The organism is Streptomyces griseorubiginosus (assembly GCF_001514195.1).
GTDB lineage: Bacteria > Actinomycetota > Actinomycetes > Streptomycetales > Streptomycetaceae > Streptomyces > Streptomyces griseorubiginosus.
The window spans coordinates 35,778-60,710 of sequence record NZ_KQ948750.1 but is presented as its reverse complement, the minus strand read 5'-3'; the positions used below and the strand labels follow the sequence as shown (position 1 = coordinate 60,710).

Genomic DNA, 24,933 nt, shown 5'->3' with positions numbered 1-24,933 from the left:
GGTCACAGCCGCGCGTCGAGATCGGGGGCGAGGTTCGCGGCGAGCATTCAGCCGCGGTCACCTCTTACGATGCGGAGAGCGAACTATCCAATCCCATGGTCTTGTTGGTGCGCACCCGGTCGTCACGCCGGCGTGGAAGCGGCGCAGCACGTCCGGGAACGGGCCTGGCCGGAGCCGGCAAAGCCGTGAGTACGCAACCGCGTGAATGCCCTCGCGCTTCGGCGTCGACAGTTTCCATTGCCGACCCGGCGGTCGAGCGGTGGGACGAGCAAGACGATGCCTATGAACCGGCCCGGGTTGCGCACGAGAGGTATGCACAACCCGGGCCGGTTCGCCGTCCGTCCGGGCAATGCCCGCGGTGGCGGGCGTCACTCGTCAGCTGATCGGAGTCAGCTGCCAGAGCTCGGAATCGGTCCCGTTGTCGGTGTTCTGGACCGCGTTCGCTCCGGGGTCGGTCGAGGCTCCGGAGATGTCCAACGCCAGTCCGCTGCGCACGTTGACCAGCTTGACGTAACCGTGGCCGGCGTCGGTCACCTTCCACAGGTGGTCGTCGTGGCCGTTGTCGTCCCATTGCATGGCGGGGGCGCCCAGGTTGCTGGAGCCGCCGGCGACGCCGAGCAGCAGGCCGCTGTGGGCGTTCTTGATCTTGTACTGGCCGTCGCCGGCGAAGATCAGCTGCCATTGCTGGTTGGCGGTGGTGTCCGCGCTTTGCTGCGTGACCCCACCGCCGTCCGTGGTGGAGGCGCCCTCGATCCCCAGGTCGAGGCTGCTGTTCTTGTTGACGATCTGCATTGGCGGGGCCGCCTGGCTGACGATGATGACCTGGTTGGGGTACGCGGCCACCAGCGGGTCGGTGACCGAGGAGGGCGCGTCGGTGTTCACCACGATCCGGTCGCTCGTTCCGTCGTAGTGGGCGGCGGCGTAGTAGAACGGCGAGCCGTCCGGCTCGATCTGTGCGATGGCGGCGGCGATGACCGTCTGGACCTGCGCGGCGGTGAACTTGACGCTGCGAGCGGTGGTCGGGGTGGGCCAACTGGTCGGGGTGTTGCCCTTGGAGTCGGTCCAGTTCTGCGGGATCTGCAGGTTGTTGATGTCGCCGGCGTAGTCGGACGGGAAGACCATCGCCGGGCCGTACTTCGGGTCCTGGAAGGCAGCCAGGGCGCAGTTGTAGTCGGCCAGGGCCTGCAACTGCTCGCTCGCCGCGGTCACGCCGCCGGCTCCGTCGGTTCTGGCCGTGAGCGATGTCTGGGGCACGCACGTGGTGGGCGGGGTGTTCGCGGGCGGGCCCTGGATGACGACCTGGTCGGGGTACTGGGTGGTCAGCGGGTCGGTGACGGACGAAGGGGCGTTGGTCTGCGTGATCACCCGGTCGCTCGTGCCGTCGTAGGTGACGGCCAGGGAGTAGGTGGTGTCGCCGCCTGGCTGGACGGCGTTGGCGACCGCGTTCTGCACGCTGTTGAGCTGGTCCTGCGTGAACACGGCGCTTTTGGCGGTCTTGGGAGTGGGCCAACTGGTCGGCGTGGCGCCGGTGGAGTCGGTCCAGTCGCTCGGGTGTTTCAGGTCGTTGATGTCACCGGTGTAGTCGGACGGGAAGATGATCTCCGGGCCGCTGTTCGGGTCCTCGAACGCGGTAAGGGCGCCGTTGTAGCCCGCGAGTTCCTGAATCTCCTCCCACTCGGTGCTGGTGCTGGTGCTGGTGGCGGTGTCGGCCTGTGCGGGCGCGGCCGGCAGCAGCGACCCGCTCGCCAGCAGAAGCGACAGGAGGGCGAGCAGGGCGGAGCGCGGTCGCTCCCGCAGGGCGGAGCACATGCGGTGCGGCGCGGTCGATGCGTTTTCCAACCTGGTTTTCCTTGGGTCCGAGGGGCGGGTGATCACTGCGGCGTCCGCCTGGCCTGTCGTGTCGGGAGTCGAGCCGGTTTCAGCCATGGTCATCCCCGCCCCTGCACCGGAACATCTCTTCGCAACCGCGGGTGTACGGGTTCGCGTTGATCGCGGGCACGTCGAGGTAGGTGCCCCTGTTGAAGTGGGCGCCCGGGTCGGCGCTCGGGTCATAGGTGCTCCGCGCTTCGGCATGGTGAGGGTTGCCCACGTAGCGGTCGAACCTGAACGTCTGCGTCCGGAAATCGATCACGCCGTTGGTGACACGCGCCCTCATGCGGTAGATGCGCACGCCGGCGACCGCGGTGTTCGGGATGCGACGGACGTACGCCCACTCCTCCTGACTCGCGTAGCGCGCCAGCGTGGTGTTTCCGCGCACCTGGTCGGGGATGTACAGGGCGTTGTGCGCCATCCCGGCATCGATGAGGTACACGAAGGTGTCCGCCTCCACCCAGCCGCCGTCGCAGTCACTGGTCCTCCACCCACCCAGCCCCGGAATGGTGGACCACACCGCGATCGGACGGCCGAGTCGGCACGAGGGCTGCGCCGCCATCGAGTCGAGATTGCGGCCACCCTGGCTGCGGGCGAAGCTTTCCGACTCCGACAGCGCCGCGCTCGTGGAGATGTAGCCGCTTCGGGCGTTGTTGCCGCCTTGCACGTGGCGCTGGATGTCGTAGTCGGTGCCGACCGACCTGAAACCGTTGGTGAAGATCTCGTACGGCGCCCGCGAGTCCCCGCGGTACACGTATTCCGGCAACCGCCGTTGGTTGACCGTGTCGGTGTTGTCGATGTTGGAACATGAGGAGCCGTTGCCGAAGCCTCGCGGGCAGTCGTAGAACCCCGCCGCGCGCGCCGGGCTGGTCGAGACGACGGCCTGGGTCAGGACGACCGCGACGGCGGCGAGGAACGCCGCGAGCGCTGATATCCGGTAGCGCATCCGCCATTTGGGCGGACGCGTTGCTGCTCGATTGAACATGGGCTCTCCGAGTCGGGGAGTGGTTGCGGTCGTGCCACTGCACGCGCCGGTCAGAGCGCGAGAGGGCGTCCTCACGCGTTATCGCGGCTTCCACCTGCATGGATGGCATGACGATGCAGGTGATGGGCAGGCCGAAACAATGGGGGACGCATTGAATGGGTAGGCGGCCGCCCTGGGAGTTGTTGCCCTCGGCGTGCGCGCTCGGCGCGTTGACGAGCGGACCGATCAGCGCCGTGAGTGCCGGCGCGATCGCGGCCAACGCGATGGCGGCGGGGCGACGGCGGCAACGGTCGTCGCGCCGTCCCGCGCCCGGGTCCTCATGGTGAGAGAGCGCTCACCTGCTGTCGATGGCTGAAACCGCGGGTTCGGGTCTCTGGAAGCGTCCGCGAACGGTGCTTGAAATCGACACCGACGCTGCAGATCCGCGGGGCACCGAAAGTATGAGGTACGCGTCACAAACGTATTGAATGGGTAGGCGGCCGCAATAAAGTGGGTAGCGCCGACGGCGGCGGACCGACCAGCCTCCGCCGGTCCCCTTCCGTCACCAGTCGAGCCAGGATGTGTCCTCAAGGGACGGTGCGCAGGTGGCTGAACAGCAAGGCTCCCCCGGTCTTGGCAGGGGCTTCACATTCGTCGGTCGCCGCCAGGAACTCGACCTGCTACTCGCCGTCACCAGGCAGCCGCCCGCAGTGGTCCTGATCGAGGGCGAGGCCGGCATGGGCAAGTCCCGGCTGGTGCGCGAGGCCACCGCGATCCTGAAGACCGAGGGGTGGCGGGTGGTGACGGGCTTCTGCCACCCACTGCGCGAACCCTTGCCGTACGGGCCGGTGGTGGACGCGCTCGGCAAGGTCGGTCCGTGGCTGCCGGCCACCGGGCTGCCGCCGACGGCCGGGGCACTGGCCCCGCTGCTGCCGGACCTGGCCGACCGCCTCCCGGCGGCGCCCGCCACACCGGGCCACCCAGGTGCGCTGCGCCATCAGTTGATTCAGGCCGTGCGCTCCGTGCTCGACGCGGTCGGTCGGGTGATCCTGGTCGTCGAGGACCTGCACTGGGCCGACGACGCCACCCGCGAACTGCTCCTGCTGCTCGCCCGCGACCTGCCCGACCAGTTCGCGTTGATGGTCACCTACCGGGCCGAGGACCTGCCGCCCGGTGCCGCAGCCCTGGGTGCCGCCTACCGCCCGCCACCTGGTGCCGGCGGCACGGTGATCCGGCTGTCACCGCTGACCGAGAACGACGTGGCCGACCTGGCCGGCGCGGCGCTCGGCGCCCAGGCCACGCCAGAGCTGTGCGCGGTGCTCCACTGTCGCAGCGAGGGCCTGCCGCTGGTCGCCGAGGAAGACCTGATCACGCTGCGGGACCAGGCGTGTCGCGACGTCAGGGAGCTGGAGCGGGCCGAGGTGCCCACCGGTCTGCAGGAAGCGGTCACCGAGCGGCTGACCTCGCTGTCGCCAATCGGCGCCGCGGTCGTGGACGCGGCGGCGGTGCTGGCCGTACCGGCCACCGAAGCGCAGCTGGCCGAGATCGCCGGCCTGGACGGCGACGCGGCCGCAGAAGGGCTGATCGACGCGCTGCGGATGGCGGTGCTGCGCGAGACCGATACCGGCCGCTACGCCTTCCGTCACGTGCTGGCCCAGCAGGTCGCCTACCGGTACATCCCAGGGCCGCGCCGGGCCCGCCTGCACCGGCGGGCCATCGACGAGCTCCAGACCCACGACCCGGTCCCGCTGGTGCAGCTCGCCCACCACACACTGGCCACCGGCGACCGGCGGGGCTGGCTCGACCAGATCGAGCAGGCCGTCGACCAGGCCGTCACGCTGGGCGACACCGGCACCGCGGCCACTCTCCTGCACCGGATCCTGGACCACCCTGGAGTGGACACCGAGCGGCGGTCCCAGGCCGCGCTCGCGCTCGCCCGGATCGTGCACTACGGCGTCGACTACGCCGTGACCGTCCGCGAGTTGGGATCGGTGCTGGACGATCCGCAGCTGCCGGATGCCGTCCGGGGTGAGATCCGCCTGGGGCTCGGTCTGGTCATGGTCAAGGTCGGCGCCGACCCGGCCGGTTTCCGTGAGCTCGCCCACGCCGTCGACGAGCTGGCCACGCAGCCGCACAAGGCGGCTCTGGCGATGGTCAACCTGGCCCTCTACGAGCGGGACGGCGCCGCCGCGCACGCGTGGGACTGGCAAGACCGAGCCGAGCGGACCGTCCGCGACGGCGCCGACGAGATGAGCCGGAGGGCGGCCCCGATCAACCGGCTCATCCTGATGGCTCGGGACGGCGATGCCGCCGTCTGGCCGCTGCTGGACCGGCTGCCGCGCCGAGATGCCGCCGGCGCGGTGCTGGGCCACGCCACCTACGCGCTGTACGCCCTCGCCGAGGTGGCAGTGCAGCTCGGCCACGACCGGCGGGCCCGCGCCCTGGTGGTCGAGGTCGGGGCGTTGCTCGATCACGCGGCCCACGGGCGCATCGAGTGCATCCCCCGCGTTGTGGAGCTGCGCCTGGACTTGCTGGCCGGGCGCTGGACCCGGCTGGAGGACGATTACGCGGCCGTGGCGCATGCCCACCCCGACGTGAAGCAGATCAAAGTGGACCGGGCTCTGTGCCAGGGACACCTCGCCTTCGTCCAGGGGCGGCACTCCCTGGCCCACGACCACTTCGCCACCGCGGCGGCGGTCGCCCGTGGTACGAGCGAGGTGGACGTGAGTATCAGGATCGCCGCCGCGCTCGCCGCTTTCCGGCTCGCCGAGGGCGACCCGCAGGCGGCCTGGGCGATTGCCGAACCGGCGCTGTCGATGGTGCGAGGACTCAGGTCCTGGGCTCGGACCATGGACCTCCTCCCGGTCGCGGCCGAGGCCGCGCTGGCCTGTGGGCACCACGCGTTGGTCGAACGACTCGCGGCGGAGGCCGAGTCGGATCTGTGCGACCGCGACGCGCCGGCCGCCTCGGCCGAACTGGCGGTGGTCCGAGGTCTGTTGCTCCGCGCCACCGAGCCGGCGCGGGCCGTCGAGCACTTCGCGGAGGCGCAGCACAGGTGGCAGGACGTCGGCCGTCCCTACGAGGTCGCCAAGGCCGCCGAACGCCGGGGTGAAGCCTTGACCTGCTCGTCTCCCGAGGACGCGGCGGCGCACCTGGCCGACGCCGCGCACGGCTTCACCGAGCTCGGCGCGACCGGCGACGCCGCACGCTGCCAGCACCGCCTACGCGAACTCGGTGTCCGGACGGCTCGGCGACCGGGACGCCGCGGCTACGGAAGCCAGCTGTCACCCCGTGAACTGGAAGTCGCCCAGCTGCTCGTCGGCGGCGCCACCAACCAGGACATCGCCCAGACCCTGTTCCTGTCCCCCCGCACCGTCGAGAAGCACGTGGCCCGCGTCCTGGCGAAACTGCGCACCGAGCGGAAGGACATCCAAAGCCGCCTGCCGCACGCCGGCAGGCGCGGATCGCACGAACCTGCCTGAGAAACGAGCCGAACACCACCGACACGACCGTGGAGACACCGAGCACGCCGGACCGCGAGGTCGCCGCTGACATCGGCAGGGCCGATCGCATGTCTACAGACGCCGGACGTACAGCCGAGCAGCACCCGGCCATGAGCTGTCGATCTACAGAACGAGCCTGATACACAGGGAAGTTCGAGCGGCAGTCGTGTCCCTCGGTTTCTGAATCGCTTCTGGGACACGCCGACGAATCCCGTCTACCTCAAGTCGGGCACCGCGGGCCAACGCCGCCAACTCCGTGGCCCGCGCGCTGTACCGCGGTTTCAAACGGTTCGACAACCTCGCGCGCATGGTGTTCGCCGACCCGGCCCGACGCGCCTTCTGCCAGGAGTGGGAGCGTGCGGCCCACTCCTGTGTGGCCGAACTGAGGGCCGCCTACGGGCAGGACCCCGCATCGCCGAGGTCGTCGCGGAACTCTCCCGCGACACCCGGGAGGTCGCCGGTCTGTGGGGCGTACACGAGGCCAAGAGCAAGTCGCGGGAGGGCAAGCGCCTGTGCCACCCGGAGGTGGGCGACCTGCACATCCGGTTCCCCGCCCTCACGGTCAACGGCGCCCCGCACCAGCAACTCGTCGTCCACCAGGCGGAGCCGGCCAGTGCGACGGCCGCGGCGTTCGAGAGGCTGCGGGCCACCGGGAGCGAGCTCGCCGCCGGTAGTCACCAGAAGGCAAGTGCGCCTCCATACGCGTGGGTTGAGTTCCAGGCACGCAGATCCGGGGTGGGGAACCCGGGCAGTGTTGTCCAAAGCAGCCCCGCAGAAGGAGCCACTGTGCAGCGGCTCGATCACCTCGACAACCTGTCTCGGCAGGTCGCCGGGGGCTCGCGCTGGCCCGGTTGGGACCGCGACCGCGGTCGAGCCCCTTGCCCGGCCCACGAGTCCGACATACTTCTCGCCCCCACTCGCGCCAGGGACGCCATGGGCTCGACGCGCTCGTGCCGCCGCGTTCTCCGACTGGGGCCCGCGCCTACGCGTGTGGGGCGCTACGGATCAACACCATCGGCTCCTCGTCGTGGAGGAGAGTCAGGCCGTGGTGAGTCGCGGTGCCGGCGATGGCGAGGTCCGCCGGTGGCATGTCATGCGGGCGCGACACCGCGCCGCCCCTGCGGCAGTGTGCGCCGTTTCACGGATCGCATTACCTCCCAAGTTGCCCAGATCACAGCGCAAACGTCCCTGCGGGATCCATGCTCGAAACGGACACTAAACCTCGAAACAGATCGTAGTGCCGTGTACTTGGGTGAATGATGCTCAAGTTTCCTATGACACGGCGGTCTTGGCATTTGATCTCATTCCCCATGGAAAGGCGCCAACCATGGCCGCTTACCTGTGCCCGCCTGCCGTGATACACGGCAAGCACGCCGTGCGAACCAGCCAGATCGTGGACGAAGTGCGCGGTCGGCACCCCAACTCGGCGTGGGCGCCACGGATCGACGGCATCGCGGCCAGTACGGGCATCGAAACCCGTGGCTGGATGCTGCCGTTGGAGGCCGCCGTCGCGCCCGGCAGCGGAAGCGGCCTGCCGGCCGCCGGCATCGGCCCGGCTCGAGAGGCACTGGCCGGTGACGGGTTCACCGAGCAGGACGTGGATCGCGTGATCACCGCCCTTGAGGCGATACCCGCGCCGCAGACCGTCCAGGAGCGCACGGCTCCGGCCTGGTCCGCAGTGCAGTCCTACGGTGAGCGTGCGGCGCGCGGGGCCCTGCAGATCGCCGGGCTGGACGCCGCGAACGTCGACTGTCTGATCACCAGTCACTCCACCACGCCCGCGCTGCCGGGGCTGGACGTCTCCCTCGCCAACAGACTCCCGCTCCGGAGCGACGTGCTCCTGCTGCCGGCCACCCAGTGGGCCTGCATAGCCGGGACCCGCTCCCTGGCCCTGGCTGCGGATCTCGTGGCCGCGGACCCCGACCGGGTGGTCCTGGTCGTGATCGCGGAGGCACTGAGCACGACCTACCAGCCCGCGGACGACACTCTGGAATCCCTGATCGTCCGGTTGCTGTTCGCGGACACCGCGGTCGCCGCGGTGGTCACGGGCCGCCCGAGGCCCGAGTCGGTGCTGCGGCTGGACGCCGCCTGGCACCACACGCTGCCCGGCACTCAGGACCTGCACCGCCTGGAGACGCGGGAGGACGGCACCCACTTCGTGATGGACCGGCGCGGGCCGCGCGCCGTGCAGGAGACGGTCACCGCGATGTGGGAGTGGTTGCGCCTCCGATACCAGGACGACCCCGGCTCCTGGCACCCCGATGTTCTGCTCGCCCACCCTGGTGGGACACGTGTGCTGGAGTACATGGAGGAGACGATGCCCGACGGATGGCCGTCGGGGCTCCTGCGCCACAGCCGGGACAGCTACACCAGCGGCAACCGTGGAGGCGCCGCCGTGTTCGACATCATGCGGAGGGCATACGACGCCGGGCAGAAGGCGGGCAGCCGCGCCGTTCTGTACGCGGCTGCCCCGGGCCTCACCGCCACCGCCCTGGAAGGGCAGTGGCTGTAGTGCGGACTCGCGCCCCTCGCAACGCCGGTGCCACCGCCTGACGCACAGCTCCCGCGCGCACCGGCCAACGCCCCGTCACCACTTGGCCGGAGCCTCGCCACCAGCCGGCCGGAACCTCGCCACCAGCTCCGCTGACGCCTGATCACCGCTCAGCCGACACCTCTTCACCGCTCGAACGACGCCCACACCACCTTCCCGGTGTCCGTCCACCGCACCCCCCACCGGGTGGTCAGCCCATGCACTACGTGCAGGCCACGGCCGGCATCGTCGAGGAGTCCGCCCGGGCCCAGTCGCGGCCTGCCGTTGCCGGTGTCGCCCACCTCGCACAACAGCCCATGACCGGTCCTGATCAGCCGTACGGTGATGGGTCCGCCGGCGAAGCGGACCGCGTTGGCCACCAGTTCGTCGACCACCAGCAGCACGCTGTCCTGGGTGTGCTCCCCGGTGCCCCACTGCTCCAGCAGCTGGGAGACCAGGGTGCGGGCCCGGGCGGCCGCGTCGCCGCGGGCGGCCAGACGCCACGTCGTCGTGTCCTCCTTGCGGTAACCGATCATGCGGGCGATCAGAAGCGTCACGTCGTCGCGCCGCCGCGTCGGCGCTACCGCCGAGACCACGCGCTGCGCGGCCTGCTCCAGTGCGTCCCAGGGGTGCACCGAGGACACGGCGTCCGTCAGCCTGTCGATGCCCTCGTCGATCGACAGTGCGGGATCCTCCACCAGGCCGTCGGTGTAGAGGGCGAGCAGAGAGCCGGGGGGCGCACAGAACGCGTGCACGTCGTACGGCTCTCGCAACGCGAACTCGGCGCCCAGCCCGGGGTGGGGGCGTATCCCGACCGGGCCTGCGGGTCCGTCCGGGGGTACCAGGATCGGGGGGAGGTGGCCGGCGCTGGCCACTTCCACGTGGTGGCTGACCGGGTCGTACACGGCGATGCAGCAGGTCGACCCGAGGGCGCTGTAACCGGCCGCCAGCCCGGACTCCACGTCGTCCAGCAGCGACACGGTCTCGTCCAGGTGCTCCAGCACCTCGTCGGGTGCCAGCCCCGCTGACAGCAGCGCGCGGGCCTCCATGCTCAGCTGTCCCATGGTCGCCGCGGCGCCCAGCCCGTGCCCGACGACGTCTCCGACCACGAGCGCCGTACGGCCGTCCGGCAGTGGAAAGCTGTTGACCCAGTCACCGCCGACGCCCGCGCTGTCGGGGGTGGCGGGCTGGTAGACGCTGGCCGTCTGGATGGTGTCACCGCCGGACCGTGGCAGCAGTCGGCGCTGCAAGGCCAGGACCTGCGTGTGCTCGCGCTGGTGCTGACGCGCCAGGTCCACATGGTGGGAGGTCCTGGCCACCAGTTCCTGCAGGTCGAACAGCTCGCTGTCCGCGAACGGCCGGTCCGCCCGCCGCCAGACCTCCGCGACCCCCAGGACGACGGGCGGCTTGCCGTCCAGGACCAGCGGTATGCACACCACGGCCGCCGCCTGGTCGCCGGGCGCCAGGGCACGTACCAGCCGAGGACTGCCGAGCACCCGCTCGATCGCCTCCCGGTCGGGTATGACGATGGCCTGCGCGGCATCGTCGCGCCGTATGGCCTGCGACAGCAGTCGACTCGCATCGCCGGGAAGATCGTCGCCCGGCGTCACGTAGCCGTCGGGCCAGGCCCGGTCCGGCACCAGGGCCGCCCGCCGCAGCCGGAGGCGCCCCTGCGGCTGCTCGGTGACCGCCTCACCCGTCCACACGGCGAAGTCGAGGTCGACGGCGGTCACGTCACCCCAGGCCAGCAGGGACTCCGCCAGCGACTGCGCGGTCTCGCCGATGTCGAGCGAGGTGCCGATCGCGGTCTCGGCGGCGTACAGGTGCAGCCTCCTGGCCATGGCGATCAGGGAGACGGTCAGGCCTTCTTTGGGGGCCGCGGCGGCCAGGATGCTCATGGAGACCACCAGCTCCGACCCGTCGCCGCGGCGCAGGCGCTGGACCCGGGCGACGTGCGGCTCACCGGTCTCGAGAACCTGCCGCAGGCGCCGGGTGACCGTCGGTACGTCCGAGGGAGGCAGGAGACCGACGAAAGGGCTCCCGGCCACGGCCTCCACCCCCGCGAAGACCGGGGCATCCAGGTTCCAGCGCGTGATTCTCAGATCCCGGTCCAGATCGACCGCGCCTAGGATCTGCTCCTGATCGGCGGGGGGCGGGTCGGCGGATACGTCCCGACGGGCGGCGTCGTCCCCCTGCGGGCCGGCTGAACCGGCGGCCGCTGCCGGTCCGTGGTCTGGCATGTACTGCCCCAAAGCGCTGCTGACCATGTCGAACGGCGACGCAGACGAGGGGGGTGGGGTGGAGTCCATGCGACTCTCTCAGCTCGCTCGCCGACCCCGGCACCACGTCGGAGCCGTACCAGAACCCGGGCGACAGAGTCCCGGCATTCCTGACCGCAAACTCATTCAATAACATCTGGGGCCGCTTCGCCCACACCAGCGGGCCGCACGGTGACATGGTGGCAGCCGACGGCGAGCCGACGACGGTGTTCCTGCGCAGTCATTTTCCGGCACGCCGCTGAGCTCGCTTCGCACGGAGGCTGCGCGCCCTCGGCGCGGTGCGGCCGGACCTCGAACGACAACGCGGTCCCACGGCAGGGCGGGGGAGGCGCCCCTTGCCGGCTTCTATCCCCGCGACGAGGGGGCGGGTCCGTGCGCCTGATGCGTCGGTCTGCTGCCGGTCCGTGGCGTCCGGCTCGACCCGGGTCGGCCAGGTTCAAGGAGTTTCGGGCTCCGCAGAGGCAGGCCAACAGGTCCTGCCCGCGGCAGCGGCGGGCAGGACCTCGTTCCAGTCCGGCTTCGTCGGTGGCGTCGGGGGCATCCAGGTCGTGGCCGAGGATTTAAGGCGAGGCTGAGCGTCAGGTCGCGTTGGCGTGCGTGCCGTGCATCACGGCGTCGCGCGGCGCAGCCTGCATGGGTGAGGGGTGGGCGGGCAACCGAGGCGAAGGAAGTGGCCCGACGACGCTTTCGTGCCGCCCGTCTACATCCAGAAGAGTTTTTAGGAGTGAGAAGGTGAAGGGCTTCCGCAGTTTCATCCTGCGCGGCAACGTAGTCGACCTGGCCGTCGGCATCGTCATCGGCGCAGCGTTCACCGCCGTGGTGAACGGCTTCGTCAGAGCCTTCCTGACACCACTGGTCGGGCTGGCCACCGGCGCCACCGGCGACATGAGCCGCAAGACCTTCACCGTCGGCGCCATCGAGTTCCCCTACGGCTCCTTCGTCAACGCGGCGATCAGCTTCCTCCTCCTCGCCAGCGCCCTGTACTTCCTGGTCGTACTCCCGATCAACAAGCTCCACGAACGCCTGGCCCCGCACCAGGACGTCCAGGCCCCCAAACGGGACTGCCCCGAATGCCTCAGCCCCGTCCCCGCCCAGGCTCGGCGCTGCGCCGCCTGCACCGTCTCCCTGCCCGCCGTACCCGTTCAGGCCGGGGAGACAACCCAGCGCGCCGGGTGACCCGACCCTCCATCACCCAGCCGCGGTGCCGGGCCGTCGCGGGCCCGACCGAGCGGCTCTGAAACGGGCGATGAACCGGGCGATGAACCGTCTGCCGGTCCGGATCCGCCCGCTTGCGTTGTTCACCAGACGCGACAGTGCGAGTTCAACACTCTGAAGACCATCTGTTTCGACGTTCACGAGACGCGACGACATCTGGGCGGGCCAGGTCCTCAGGGTTGTACCGACAGGCGGCTGAACCGTCGGCTGGAGTGTGGCTTCCAGCGGGGACCGAAGGTCGAGTCCGCAAAGGCGATGCCGGCGGCCTCCACGACGACCCGGTGTGCCGGGCGATGCGGCCTGCCGGGCCAGGGGCGGGGGAGAGGGGCATTCGGGGTAGATGCTGGAGGTGCCCGGTGGCCTGCGCCGATGAAGGTTGCAGGACCTCGTGGCGTTGTCGGTGGCGGCGACCGGAAGGATGAGTCGGTATGGCACGTTCGCGTGCGGAGGCGAGCATCAAGCATCCACGGCACGAACGCAGGGGCGAAGTTCGGCTGCCTGCGGTCGTCGCGACGCTCGCCGCGATCGCCCTCTACTTGTTCCTGCCGCAACGGCTGCTGATCGCTCCGCGCTTCGTCCTGCCCGCCCTGGAGTGCCTGCTGCTCATTCCGCTGATCGCCATCAACCCGAAGCGTCTGACCCGGCAGACGAAGGCGTTCCGGGTGCTGTCCCTCACGCTCGTGGCTGTCATCGCGGTCAGCAATCTCGCGGCGTTGGTCATCCTGATCCACGAGCTGGTGTACGCCGGAGTGAAGGACGGCCGATCCTTGCTGATCGCGGCGCTACAGGTGTGGCTGACCAACATCATCGTCTTCGGCCTGGCCTACTGGGAGCTGGACCGTGGCGGCCCGGTCAGCCGCACCCAGGTGCCCCGCTCGGCGCTGCCCCTGGCGGATTTCCGCTTCTCGCAGGACGAGAACGACGACGCCATCCAGGAAGTGGCCGACGGCGCCAGCGGCCACTCGGACTGGGTCCCCACTCTCCCTGACTACCTCTATGTGTCGGTCACGAACTCCACGGCGTTCAGCCCGACCGACACGATGCCGCTGTCGACCCGCGCAAAGCTCCTGATGAGCATCCAGAGCGTCTCCGCCTTGCTGACCTCGCTCCTCGTGATCGCCCGAGCCGTGAGCATCCTGCACTGACGGCGCGCAACACCAGTGCCCCCAGGGTTCACCCAGTACCGCCTCCCCGGCACCCGCCCCGCCCTACGCGCCTACATCGGCCTGCCCCCCGAAGGCGAGGACATCACTGGCTCCCTCCCCGACCTCTGGGAGCCATTCCGCAACCACTGATCCCGCCGCCCCTCACCGAACGCTGGCCGCTGGCCACTGTCCGAGATCGGGGTGACAGGAACCCGGCACCGGTCAAATGCAATGCGGACGGCGGGACGACGGCCGGCCGCCGAACCGCTGGTCGATCCGGCGGCTCCCTGACCAGCCGTCTGCCATCGGACGGGCGTAAGGCGGCGGGCCCCCGCCCGGGACGGGATGACCAAGCGCCGAGACGCCGCTACGGGGTGAAGACCTCGTCGAGGCGGTCGATCGCGCCGTCGGCCCCCAGGTGGTAGGTGAAGACGAGCCCCGAATTCGGGTGCGCCTCCAGCCAGTCGAGGAACTCCTGAACGCCGATGTGCTGGTTCTCGGTGCTCTCCACGATGGGGTTGGTCACGGTGATGTAAGCGGCCTGGTCCATCGGGATGAACGTCTCCTTGCCGACCGTCTCGAACGGCGCGCCGTCGGAGTCGGGGGACCCGCAGCCCCAGTTGCCGTACTTGACGATCAGGCTGAGGGACCCCCCTTCGGGGGTGTAGCGGTAGACCGCGACTTCGTCGGGAGAGATCGGCATCTTGTGGTCACAGCCGTCGTCGTCGGTGCCGCCCGCAGGGGAGGCGGTGGCAACAGGAGCCTTGGAAGCGGCCGGAACCGCTCCGGGGGACTTGGCGGCGCTGATCGATCCCGCAGACGCTGTGGCGACCGGCGTTTTGCTCGCCGCGCTGGTGGCCGTCTCCTTGCCGCCGGTGGCAGCCGCCTTCGGCGAGGGGGCGTCCGCGGCCGAACCCTTCGCCTCTTCCTTGCCGTTGCATCCGGTGAGGAGCAACGCACCGGCCACGCAGGCTCCCAGTACGGCTGCACCGACCACCATCGGTCTGCGTCGGTTCTTCTTCGACGTCACGTTCATGCTGCGTCCCCCCGTTGTCCGAGTTCTTGGTGTGCCTCGACGGCTCGCCGCAAAGGACGACTTTCGGCCGCTGTCAGTTGCACGTCCGCGTCGGTTCTTCACGCATCACCGCTCGTGCAACAGACATCGGCGTATGCCGCATGCCGCCTTCGCGTCTGGTCTTGGCCGGTTTTCGACTGCTGACCTTAGCGTGACGACGCGGTCGTCCGCCGCGCACCCGTGGCTTTGATGTCTGATCAATCAGTCCCGTGCGCGGCCGTCGACCCCCGCCGACCACCCCGCGGTCCTGCCCCCGCTCCTGAAGCAAGCCCATGAACCCGGACGCACCGTTGGAACGACACTGCCCTTCCCGCGTACCCCGTCGGTCACCGTCATCGTGGCGCCGACGGGGTACGCCCGTCTCCCGCGAGCGGAGTGCGACGTCAGCGGATGCGGTGTTTCCGCCAGAAGGGGCCGAGGTCCTCGTGCGTCATCGACTGTGCGGCCTTCTTGAAGTCGGTGGTGGTGGAGACGCCGTACCAGTGGTCGTGGGCGTACTTCTTGACGAGGCGCGCCATGGTGCCGGCCCCGAGGACGTGCTCCAGGTCGGCCAGGACGCAGGGGCCGATCCCGTACACGACCTGGAAGTACTCGCCACGGTGTGCAGACCAGTAGGCCATCGAGTTGGTGAGCGCGGCCGTGGCGCTCGGCCAGGAGTCGTCCGGCGAGCACTCGAACCCGTCCCAACGGTAGTAGCGCGCGTTGGCGTACTGGGCGAAACTCTCGTCCAGCCAGGGTGAGTTGTACTCGTCGTTGCCCACGATGCCGTACCACCACTGGTGGGCGATCTCGTGGACGGTGGCGCCGCCCTCCTCCTGGGTGCCGAGGATGACCAGGCCGGGGTACTCCATGCCGCCGGCGAACCCGGGGGTCATCACGAGGTCTATCTCGCCGTACGGATAGCGGCCGAACTCCTTGCCGAACCGGTCGATGGCGGCGACGGCGTCCTTGCGGTTGAGGCGGACACCGGCGGCGGGCGTGTTCGGCGACCAGTACGACTTCACGCGCACGCCGCCGGGCGAGGACTGGGTCGCGGTGCGGAACGGGCCCGCCGCCCATGCGAAGTCCCGCACCCGCTTGGCAACGCTGTGGGTGACCGTACGACCGGAACCGCCGGGGCGGGTCCATGTGCTGCCGGTCGCCGGGACCTTGAGGGCGGACGGGTGGTCGAGGCGCACCCGGAAGTCGCTCGCCACGGTGTAGAAGCTCTCGCCGGACGACACATACGGATCGAGGTGCCACCCCCTCGCGTCGTGCACGGCGAGGACCGGCAGCGCGTTGCCCAGGAAGCGGAACGCGCCTTCGTGGCCGAAGCGGTTGTTGCGTGTGGGCACGGTGAGGGCCACGTCGAAGGAGACGGCCGTCCGCTCACCGCGTGCGAGCGGCCTCGGCAGAGTGATGCGCAGCGCCGTGCACTTCACGCCGGGGCGGCCCGGAGTGCCGCCGCGCACGTGGGAGACGCGGACGGGGGACGGTCTTCCGGATGTCCCGCAGCCGTCCTCGCCGTTGCCCCACAGGCGTATGTACACCTCACGCAGGGGTCGGCTGGAGGCGTTGCGGAAGGACACCGTCTGCCGGCCCGCCCAGTGGGAGCCGTCGGCGTCGGCGCGCAGCTTCACGTCGTAGCTGGGGCGGTCGGGCGTCGCGGGTTCGGCCGCTCTCACCGCGGCGCCGGGCGCCGGGCCGGACGGCGTGCCGGCCTCGGCCACGGTGGAGCCTGCAGTCGCGAGCAGCGCGAGCAGGGCAACCAGCAGACGGCGAACGGTTCTTGAGGGGCCCGCGGGCGACGAAGGCAACGAAGGCGTGGCAGACGACATGACAGATGACATGCCAGCGGATCTTGGCACAGGGTTCCCCACGCCCGACACGGGCCCGCGCGAAGAGGGGAGGTCGGCTCCGCTTGGGCGGCCGAAAAGCCGGGACGGGTAGGTGCGCCTCGGAGGACAGGGTGCCAGCCTCTCCGCTTGTGCGCGTCGGCGGGGGCCTCCGCGCTTGAGCGCCCGCACAAGTCGGCGCGGCGGAGAATGGGGAACAGACTCACACCGCGCCATCGAGGCGGAGCTCCAAGCCCTCCACGAACGCTGCCGGCCGCCGCCTGACGGCCAAGATCTGTCTCGCAACCGTCACGCCCGTCATCCCTCGCAGTGGCGGGCCGCTTTCCTGTTGGTCACTACGGCAAGGGCATGACCGCGGACACCCTCTTGCCGCTGGGCCCGATGCTGACCTGCACGTCCACCGCCTCTGGCTACCGCCCTCCGAAACCGAATCGGTGATACCGGAGGACCCGGGGCGCGATGCTTCGGAGAGGCGTGAACCTGTTCGCCGCGGATCGGCAAGTACAGGGTGTGAACACCCGCCATCCTGACACCCACCGATCCCACCAACGGACGGACAGTCCATGACCGACTCGGCCGGCGGCGACGCCGAGCTCATCGCGGCCTCACTCGACGAACCCGATCGTTTCGCGGCGCTCTTCGAGCGTCACGCCCCGGCGATCCACCAGTACGTCGCCCGACGGCTGGGGCGGGACGCAGCCGACGACGTCACCGCCGAAACGTTTTTGACGGCCTTTCGGATACGGGCCCGGTTCGACCCTGCCCGCGCCGGCGTGCGGCCCTGGCTGTTCGGCATCGCCGCCAAACAGATCGGCCGGCAGCGCCGGGAGGAGGTCAGGGCGCTGAAGCTGCTCGCCCGCACCGGCCACGACCCGGTCGCCGACAGCTGGACCGACTCCGCCGACGACCGCCTGGCTGCCGAGGCCGCCGCCCGCCCCCTGGCCGGGGCGCTGGCACATCTCTCCGCGGGAGACCGACACGTCCTGCTGCTCTTCGCCTGGGCCGACTTCAGCTACCAGGAGATCGCCGAAGCCCTCGGCATACCTGTCGGCACCGTCCGCTCCCGCCTCAACCGCGCCCGCCGCAAGCTGCGCACCGCAACCGGCGCGGCCGGTGGCCCCCTCACCGAAGCTCGCATACACGAAGGTGACCCCGCATGAACGAGCTCTCCGAAACCCGCAGCCTGCGCGCCGATGCCCCCCTTCCCGACGCCGACCAGCTCGCCGCGCCGCGGGCCCGGCTCACTGCGGCGCTCCGGCAGGAGACCCACCGCGGGCGGGCAGCCCTTCCCAGGCGCCGGATGATCCTGGTCGGCGCCACCACCGCAGGCGCCCTTGCCGTGACCGCCGGGATCGTCGCGACGCTTCCCGCCGACAGCCCCCGCGCCCCCGCCGGGAAGCACCCCCAGGTGCTGTCGGCGGGCGCCTCCGCCGACGCTCTCGAACTGGCCGCCGCGACCGTCGAGAAGCACAACGGCACCGAACCCGGTCCGAAGCAGTGGGTGTACGAGAAGAGCACCGTCTTCGTCCAGGGCAAGCCGCAAAGCAGTGAGGAGTGGACCCGCTGGGACGGCACTGGACAGGCCAATCTGCCCGGCATCCCCCCGGCTGGTGACATCTCGGACTTCGACCCCGACAAGCTCCAGGTCTGGTACGGCCCCAACCAGGAGGAGAAGTGGAAGCAGCAGGGGTACGACGACCGCTCCCAGCGGCAGTTCTACCGCTTCCTCGCCACCCTGCCGAGCGACCCCGACCGCATGATGAAACGCATCCGTGAAGAGCACGCCATCGGCTCCATCAAGGGGGAGACGCCCGCACAGCGCGACTGGCGGGAGATCGACGTCCTGTACCGGTCGGTGCTGATCCCGCCGAAAGTCCAGGCAGGCCTGTTCCGGGCTCTGGCGAAGATCCCCGGCGCCCGGGTGACGACCGGCGTCAAGGACCCGCTCGGCCGCCCGGCGATCGGCGTGAGCGTGAACTACGCCGAGAGGACGGCCGCGGGCTGGCAGGGCAAACAGGAGATCTTCTTCGATTCCGAGAGCTACGCCTACCTCGGGGAGACCCGTAACGACGGGGAGTCGGTCGGCGCCCGCGCGGCCTGGGGTGTCGTCAACAAGCCCGGCGCCCGCCCCTGAGCACCACGACGGGCGCACGGTGCGACACCAGGCGCCTCTCGTCGTGAAACCGACTACTGCATGGGCGGGCTGTCGCGTGTGGAGTCCTCCTTGTAGTCCGGCTTGAGAGCGCCCCTGCTTGGTTCAGTGCACGACACGGTGCCTATCCCACCTCGGATTTGTGCAGCTCAGCCAGTCGCAGTTGAACTCTCGTCAAAGGCCGTCCCGCAGGCACATTGACCAGGTGATTCGCAGCCACAATGGGGATCCGCCGACACGCAAGTCAGTCGGCGTCGGCGACGATGGATCCGACGCGTTCCGCCAGGCTCGGGTCGCGGCGGACCAGGAGGGCTGCGTAGCCGACGGCGGCGAGGAGGGCGGCCAGGGCGGCGTAGGGGAACCAGTTGTACGGTGCGGGCTGGCCGGGCTTGGCGAGGTAGTAGAGCGGGACCAGGATGGCCACCGTGCCGAGCGCGGGCAGTATCAAATGCCGTACCTTGCGGAACTCCTGGGGGCGGTATCGGCGGTAGTACAGCGGCAGGGCGATGTTGGACGCGAGGTAGACCAGCAGGATCAGGATGGCGCCCAGCGTCGAGGACTCGGTGAAGAAGACCACCGGGTTCATCGAGCTGCCGCCGGGTCCGAGCAGGTGGCCCAGGGCCCAGCCTCCGATGATCAGCAGCGAGGTGGCGGTGAAGGTGACGATCGCCTTGTTCGGTGTGCGGCGAGTGGGGTGGACGTAGCCGAGGAAGGACGGGAGCAGCCCTTCGCGTCCGGCGTTGAAGACCAGGCGGGCCTGGGAGTTGATGCCCGCGACCAGAACGCCGAGGGTCGAGGTCAGGCCTCCGAGGTAGGCGACGAACGCCAGCGCGCCAAGGGTGTGGTGGGCGACGTCGATGAAGGGCGTGGGGGAGTCGCCGAGCCGGGCCACGTCGTAGCCGAAGCCGGTCAAGGTGGAGTAGGCGAAGAGGATGTAGCTGACGGTCATGATGGCGACGGAGGAGAACACGGCGCGGCCGACGTTGCGCCGGGGGTTCTCCGTTTCCTCGGCGAGTGCCGCGGAGTTCTCCCAGCCGATGAACATGTACACCGCCAGGGGGAAGCCCGCTGCCAGGCCCTTGAAGCCGTGGCTGATGTGGCTGGGCAGGAAGGGGGCGGCCGAGAGATCGCCGCGGTGTTCGACGATCGCCGCGACCGACACGACGACCAGCATCAGCATCTCCACGCCGAAGAAGTAGCCGGCCCACTTGGTGGAGACCACGACGCCGCGCAGCATCAGCACCACGGCCAGACCGGTGAGCAGCAGCGTCCAGATGATCCAGGGGAGGTCGACCCCGGTGTAGTGGTGCAGGGTGATCTGCACGAACCCGCCGGAGATGGAGATGACACCGGCCATCGCGACGATGTAGCCCAGTGTCGCCAGCAGGGCCGTGGTCACTGCGCTGACCGGCCCGAACGTCTTGCCGACGAAGGTGATGAAGCTGCCCGCCGAGGGGTGTGCCCGGGAGAACTCGGCGAGCGTGTTGCCGAGCAGCGCGACCGCGACGCCCGCGGCGACGATGGTCAGCGGAGAGCCCTCGCCCGCAGTGGTGGCCAGGAAGGTGAAGCTGAAGAAGAAGCTCATGGCCGGGCCGACGTTGGCCATCGTGGCGGCGGCGATGTCCGCCATGCCGAGAACTCCGCCCCGCAGGCGCTGGGGTGCGCCAGAGGCGGGTCCCGACGTCGGCGGCGGACCGACGGCTCGGGGCTTGGGCATGGCGGCGTCTCCTTGTGCGGTGTGGCGGTGCGCAGTGGGGGCGCGGGGGTGTCTGCGGTCGGGTCGCGACAACGGGCTGTCAGCGGGGGTGGGTCTCCTGGTGGCTCTGTTGGTGTGCCTTGACCGCCTGCACGGCCGGATCCATCGCTCCCCGGCCGAGTTCTGCCAGCAGTTCGGCGTGGCAGCGGTTTCGCGCCCGTATCACCTCGGGCGTCGGTGCGGGCGCCAGGAGGCTGAGCCGGCCCAGCAGGTCTGCGGCGAACTCACGGACCCCGGGACCGCCGAGAGCCTCGGCGAGGTCGAGGTGGAAGAGCGTCTCCAGTTCGAGCAGTCGTGCCGGGTCGTCGGTCAGGTCCATCTCGTCGACCAGCGCCTGTAGTTCCTCAAGCGGTCCGGCCGGTACCTCGCCGGCGCTGTGCGCCACGAGACCGCACTCGAGCAGCAGGTGGAAGGCGTCCAAGGAAGCCGACTCCTCGGCGTCGTGCATCAGGGCTACGACGGCGTCCCACCCCTCCGCCACGAAGGTCCCGCCGGCGCGGCCCCGCCGACGATCGAGCAGGCCGTCCTGGCACATGCCCTCCAGCGCACGGCGCACGGTGATCTCACTGATCCCCAGCTCCTCGGCGAGGACGCCGGCGTCCGGAAGCCGGTCCCGGGGTGAGACAGACCCCAGGCGCACCCGCAGGGCGATCCGCGATCGGACGAGTTCCGAACCCGTCGGACCCCGGCCGGGCAGGAGACGTGTGTCCCCGCCGCCGTACGGTCCGAACTTGCCCGCTGCATTCACCACGGCGCCACTGTAACGGTCTGCTGAGCGGGGTCACGGTGTTGCGCATAGGGGCTCCCAGGAGGCCGGTTCCGCGATGCGCCAAAAAATAGAGCATGCTGAACACTTAAACAAGGCGGCCATGCCTTGTTTTTTTAGATCGCAGTGAACTAATTTCCGGTCTCGGCACCTGCAGCCCTCGTCCGCTCTCCCCAATGGATGTCGAGATGACCACACGTCCCCCTGTTTCCGCTCCGGACCCGGTGACCACCACCGGGGCCGCCTCCACAGGCTCCGGCCTTCAGGCCGGCCTGAAGAACCGCCATCTGTCGATGATCGCCATCGGCGGTGTCATCGGCGCCGGCCTGTTCGTCGGCTCCGGCTCCGGCATCGCCGCCGCAGGCCCCGGCATCCTCGTCTCGTACGCCCTCGTGGGCATCCTCGTCGTCCTCGTCATGCGGATGCTGGGCGAGATGGCCGCGGCCAACCCCACCTCGGGTTCGTTCTCCGCCTACGCCGACCGGGCGCTGGGCCGCTGGGCCGGCTTCACCATCGGCTGGCTGTACTGGTTCTTCTGGGTCGTAGTGCTTGCGGTTGAGGCGACCGCCGGCGCGAAGATCCTGGCGGGCTGGATACCTGCGGTCCCGCAGTGGGGCTGGGCGCTGATCGTCATGGTCGTGCTGACCGCCTCCAACCTGGCCTCGGTCAGCTCCTACGGCGAGTTCGAGTTCTGGTTCGCCGGCATCAAGGTGGTCGCCATCGCCGCGTTCATCGTGGTGGGCGCTCTCGCGATCTTCGGCCTGCTGCCCGGCTCCGACCACCCGGCCTCCGGCTTCTCCAACCTGACCGCACACGGCGGGTTCCTGCCACACGGGCCCGGAGCGATCCTCACCGGCGTGCTGATGGTCGTCTTCTCCTTCATGGGCAGCGAGATCGTCACGCTCGCCGCCGGCGAGACCGCCGACCCGCGGGGCGCCGTCACCAAGGCCACCAACAGCGTGATCTGGCGTATCGCGGTGTTCTACCTGGGCTCGATCCTGATCGTGGTCTCTCTGCTGCGCTGGGACGACCCGGCCATCCTCAAGGACGGCTCCTACGTGGCCGCGCTGAGCTCCATCGGCATCCCGCACGCCTCGCAGATCATGAACGCCATCGTGCTGACGTCCGTGCTGTCCTGTCTCAACTCGGGCCTGTACACGGCCTCGCGCATGGCGTTCTCACTGGCCAGGCGCAGTGACGCGCCCGCCTCCTTCGGCCGCACCACGCAGCGCGGTGTGCCACAGGCGGCCATCCTGGCCTCGGTGGTCTTCGGCTTCGTCGCGGTCGCCTTCAACTACCTGTGGCCGGACACGGTCTTCCAGTTCCTGCTCAACTCCTCCGGCGCGATCGCCCTGTTCGTATGGCTGGTGATCTGCTTCTCCCAGCTGCGGATGCGGCGGATCATCGAACGGGAGACGCCGGAGAAGCTCGTCGTCCGGATGTGGCTCTACCCCTACCTGACCTGGGCCACCATCGCCCTGATCACCTTCGTCCTGGGCTACATGCTCACCGACACGGCCGACGGCGGCGGACGCGACCAGGTTGTCCTGTCCACCCTGGTGGCGCTCGGGGTGGTCGTCTTTGCGCTGGTCCGCGAGCGGGTGGCCCGAAGGAGGATGCAAGAAGTCACCCCGTCCTAGGGACCGGGCTCTGTCGGGCGACAGCCCTGCCCTCGACCGGCGGCGGTGCGCTCCTCTCGCACCGCCGCCGCCCCATACGGCCCGGACCGCTGACGCAGAACCACCCCCGGGACCCCTTTGCTTCCTGCGCACCACGTGACGATCAGCGAGTTGGTCCTGCCCGAGACCCCTCCAGAACCTCAGCAGGTCTTGGGGGAGAGGGCCTGGTAGAGGCTCGGGCCGGTGCCTCGGCTTTTTGGTCGAGCCTGCGGAGGGTGAGGAATGCCTGGGCGGCGGTGACGAGGGTGACGTGGTGGTGCCGGTCGGGCCAGGTGCGGCCTTCGAAGTGGTCGAGTCCCAGGCCGTGTTTGAGCTCGCGGTAGTCATGTTCGATCCGCCGGCGCATCTTCGCCCACCCCACCAGGTCAGCGACGGGTGTGGTGGCGGGCAGGTTCGACATCCAGTAGTCCGTCGGCGCGTCCCTGCCTTGCGCCCATTCGACCAGGAGGGCCCGGGTGGGCAGGATGCCGTCCCGCCGTCTGCGGCCCCCGCCCGATTCCTGGGCGGCGGCCAGGGGCTGTTTGCCCGCGGGCCGCACCGTCAGCACCGCGAACCATGAGGTCATCGCGCCCTTGCTGCCCTGCCGCCAGGTCACTCCGGGGAATTGCTCCGCGCCGGTTTCCGCGGCCAGGGTGGAGAAGGCTCATGGCGGGAGGCGGTAGCGGGGAAGAGCGGGCGGCCCGAGCCCGCCATAAGCGGGCTGGCGCGGCTCGGCTTCTTCCGGATGAGCGACTTCCTTACCTTGCAGGGCCAGGACATCGCCCTCGCTCCTGGAGACCGAGCCTGACGGCGTGCTGACGCTGTAGCCGGCGTCGGCGACCACGACCGGCGCCTCCAGTGGCCGTTGCGTGTGTCCAGCAGGCCGAGCGCCAGACGCCAGTTCTTCCGGTGCACCACCTCCTGAGGGACGCCTGCCCTGCGGCAGCGGTCGGGCTCGTCGGTCCACACCGGCGGCAGATACGACTACCACTCCAAGGGCACGAGGCGTGTCGATGGCGGCACCCAGCATGCTGTGCTTGGCAAGGGGAGACCGTAGGGTTCTGCCTCGTGCACCAGCTTGAGATTTCCGACCTGATCACGGCGGTGGATCCCCGTAGCGGCCTTCGGCTCCCGGTCCGGCGCGCCGAGGTGATCGAGCAGCTCCAGGCGAGCGGTGACGGTCGTGCGGCCGGGATCGTCGCTGGGTTGCCCGCTGATCAGGACGGCGTACTCGACCCAGACGCCGTGGACCGTCTGCTGATCAGCGTGCACACCGAACTCCAGCGCCTGAGCGAGGAACTCCGGATCGGCGAACGCCTGGTCCATGTGCTCGGCCCGCTCTTGGCCGCCGTCCGCGCAACTACCCGGCAGTCTGGGCCGTACTGCCTGGTCGACGTCGGTTGCGGCCTGGGCTGCCTGGTGCGCTGGCTGGCGGCTACCAACGCCCTCGGCGCGGACGTGGAGCTGATCGGGGTCGACCTCGATGCCTCGCTGGTCGGCGAAGCGGAACGCCTTGCTCACGCAGAAGGGCTCAACTGCCGCTTCATCCACGGCAATGCCTTCGACATGCCGAAGGCGGCGACCGTCTACGTCTCCACCGGTGTGCTGCACCATTTCCGTGGTGCCGCCCTGACCGAGTTCTTCAAGGCCCAGGCCACCTCACCGGCGCAGGCGTTCTGCCACTTCGACATCGCCGCAACCCGCCTTGCACCCATCGGTGCCTGGATCTACCACCGCGCCCGGATGCGCCACCCGCTCGGCCGTCACGACGGCGTGGTCTCCGCGCGGCGCGCGCACAGTGACGAGACGCTGTTGCGGGCCGCCGACGTGCCCGGCATCCGGCCGCTGCTGTACGAGCCGCGCGGCACGGTGAACCCGTTCTGCACCACGTTGCGCCCTGTCATCGGAGTGCGCCCGCCACTGGAGGAGCCGCTTCGCCGGGCCTTGGGGCGGGCCGCACGCCGACTGGTCGGCCCGGAGTATCTCGTCGAGGCCGCCCGATGACCCCCGCCGTTCCCCTCGCAGTGCTCGGTCTGGGTCGATGCGGCATTCAGCGGCTTCCGCGCCTATGCCGGCCGCGATGCCCGCATTCGTAAACACCGGGCCGTCACCAGGGCCGTCCTGCGTGGGCTGACGGTCGGGGCCGTCCTGCTGCTCGCGCCCGCGCTGACCGCTGCCCTCCTGCT

At 69.9% G+C, this 24,933-nt stretch carries 15 protein-coding genes and 2 pseudogenes; 9 read left to right on the top strand and 8 right to left on the bottom strand.

Annotation, left to right across the window (positions count from 1 at the left end):
* Positions 1-375: 375 nt before the first annotated feature.
* Together AQJ54_RS41360 and AQJ54_RS41355 are read right to left on the bottom strand one after the other, a co-directional pair.
* Positions 376-1,839 (bottom strand): RICIN domain-containing protein, encoded by a 1,464-nt coding sequence (locus tag AQJ54_RS41360; RefSeq protein ID WP_159055656.1) that lies wholly within the window; start codon positions 1,837-1,839, stop codon positions 376-378.
* 79 nt (positions 1,840-1,918) lie between these two features.
* On the bottom strand, positions 1,919-2,854 hold the full coding sequence (locus AQJ54_RS41355; protein WP_079070303.1) for a hypothetical protein: 936 nt from the start codon (positions 2,852-2,854) through the stop codon (positions 1,919-1,921).
* 584 nt (positions 2,855-3,438) lie between these two features.
* Here AQJ54_RS41355 and AQJ54_RS41350 point away from each other — a divergent pair.
* From AQJ54_RS41350 to AQJ54_RS41340, 3 genes and pseudogenes are all read left to right on the top strand, one after another.
* A complete protein-coding gene (locus tag AQJ54_RS41350; protein ID WP_062246618.1) occupies positions 3,439-6,315 on the top strand; it encodes an ATP-binding protein in 2,877 nt (958 codons plus the stop codon).
* 277 nt (positions 6,316-6,592) lie between these two features.
* Positions 6,593-7,596 (top strand): annotated as a pseudogene (locus tag AQJ54_RS45950) (MmyB family transcriptional regulator).
* A gap of 67 nt (positions 7,597-7,663) precedes the next feature.
* Positions 7,664-8,848, top strand: coding sequence for a beta-ketoacyl-[acyl-carrier-protein] synthase family protein (locus AQJ54_RS41340; RefSeq protein WP_062246614.1), 1,185 nt, complete (start codon positions 7,664-7,666; stop codon positions 8,846-8,848).
* A gap of 164 nt (positions 8,849-9,012) precedes the next feature.
* Here AQJ54_RS41340 and AQJ54_RS41335 read toward each other — a convergent pair whose 3' ends face one another.
* Positions 9,013-11,175, bottom strand: a complete 2,163-nt coding sequence (locus AQJ54_RS41335; RefSeq protein WP_062246611.1) for an ATP-binding SpoIIE family protein phosphatase — start codon at positions 11,173-11,175, stop codon at positions 9,013-9,015.
* Positions 11,176-11,877: 702 nt separating this feature from the next.
* Here AQJ54_RS41335 and mscL point away from each other — a divergent pair.
* On the top strand, positions 11,878-12,321 hold the full coding sequence (mscL, locus tag AQJ54_RS41330) for a large conductance mechanosensitive channel protein MscL (RefSeq protein WP_062019122.1): 444 nt from the start codon (positions 11,878-11,880) through the stop codon (positions 12,319-12,321).
* Positions 12,322-12,788: 467 nt separating this feature from the next.
* Positions 12,789-13,505, top strand: coding sequence for a hypothetical protein (locus AQJ54_RS41325; protein WP_062246609.1), 717 nt, complete (start codon positions 12,789-12,791; stop codon positions 13,503-13,505).
* Between the two features lie 367 nt (positions 13,506-13,872).
* On the opposite strand, the gene AQJ54_RS41320 is transcribed toward AQJ54_RS41325, so the two are convergent.
* A complete protein-coding gene (locus tag AQJ54_RS41320; RefSeq protein ID WP_248845582.1) occupies positions 13,873-14,541 on the bottom strand; it encodes a hypothetical protein in 669 nt (222 codons plus the stop codon).
* A 422-nt stretch (positions 14,542-14,963) separates the two neighbouring features.
* Complete coding sequence (locus AQJ54_RS41315) at positions 14,964-16,289, bottom strand: M1 family metallopeptidase (RefSeq protein ID WP_062246605.1); 1,326 nt, start codon at positions 16,287-16,289, stop codon at positions 14,964-14,966.
* A 689-nt stretch (positions 16,290-16,978) separates the two neighbouring features.
* On the opposite strand from AQJ54_RS41315, the gene AQJ54_RS41310 reads away from it, so the two are divergent.
* Positions 16,979-17,575: an RNA polymerase sigma factor gene (locus AQJ54_RS41310; protein ID WP_062246603.1), complete on the top strand. Its 597-nt coding sequence runs from the start codon at positions 16,979-16,981 to the stop codon at positions 17,573-17,575.
* Positions 17,572-18,549 carry a CU044_5270 family protein gene (locus AQJ54_RS41305; protein WP_062246601.1) on the top strand — a complete coding sequence of 326 codons (978 nt, stop codon included), beginning with the start codon at positions 17,572-17,574 and terminating at the stop codon, positions 18,547-18,549. Before AQJ54_RS41310 ends, AQJ54_RS41305 begins: the two co-directional genes overlap by 4 nt.
* Before the next feature lie 262 nt (positions 18,550-18,811).
* Here the strand turns inward: AQJ54_RS41305 and AQJ54_RS41300 are convergent, their stop codons facing one another.
* Positions 18,812-20,284, bottom strand: coding sequence for an APC family permease (locus tag AQJ54_RS41300; protein WP_062246600.1), 1,473 nt, complete (start codon positions 20,282-20,284; stop codon positions 18,812-18,814).
* Positions 20,285-20,363: 79 nt separating this feature from the next.
* Positions 20,364-21,074 carry a FadR/GntR family transcriptional regulator gene (locus AQJ54_RS41295; protein ID WP_062246598.1) on the bottom strand — a complete coding sequence of 237 codons (711 nt, stop codon included), beginning with the start codon at positions 21,072-21,074 and terminating at the stop codon, positions 20,364-20,366.
* A gap of 203 nt (positions 21,075-21,277) precedes the next feature.
* Here AQJ54_RS41295 and AQJ54_RS41290 point away from each other — a divergent pair, with 203 nt between their 5' ends.
* A complete protein-coding gene (locus tag AQJ54_RS41290) occupies positions 21,278-22,729 on the top strand; it encodes an amino acid permease (protein WP_079070288.1) in 1,452 nt (483 codons plus the stop codon).
* Positions 22,730-22,871: 142 nt separating this feature from the next.
* Here the strand turns inward: AQJ54_RS41290 and AQJ54_RS47925 are convergent.
* A pseudogene (locus tag AQJ54_RS47925) lies at positions 22,872-23,728 on the bottom strand (IS701 family transposase); the annotation flags it as partial.
* 87 nt (positions 23,729-23,815) lie between these two features.
* Here AQJ54_RS47925 and AQJ54_RS41280 point away from each other — a divergent pair.
* Positions 23,816-24,751 carry a class I SAM-dependent methyltransferase gene (locus tag AQJ54_RS41280; RefSeq protein ID WP_062246593.1) on the top strand — a complete coding sequence of 312 codons (936 nt, stop codon included), beginning with the start codon at positions 23,816-23,818 and terminating at the stop codon, positions 24,749-24,751.
* Positions 24,752-24,933: the final 182 nt, after the last annotated feature.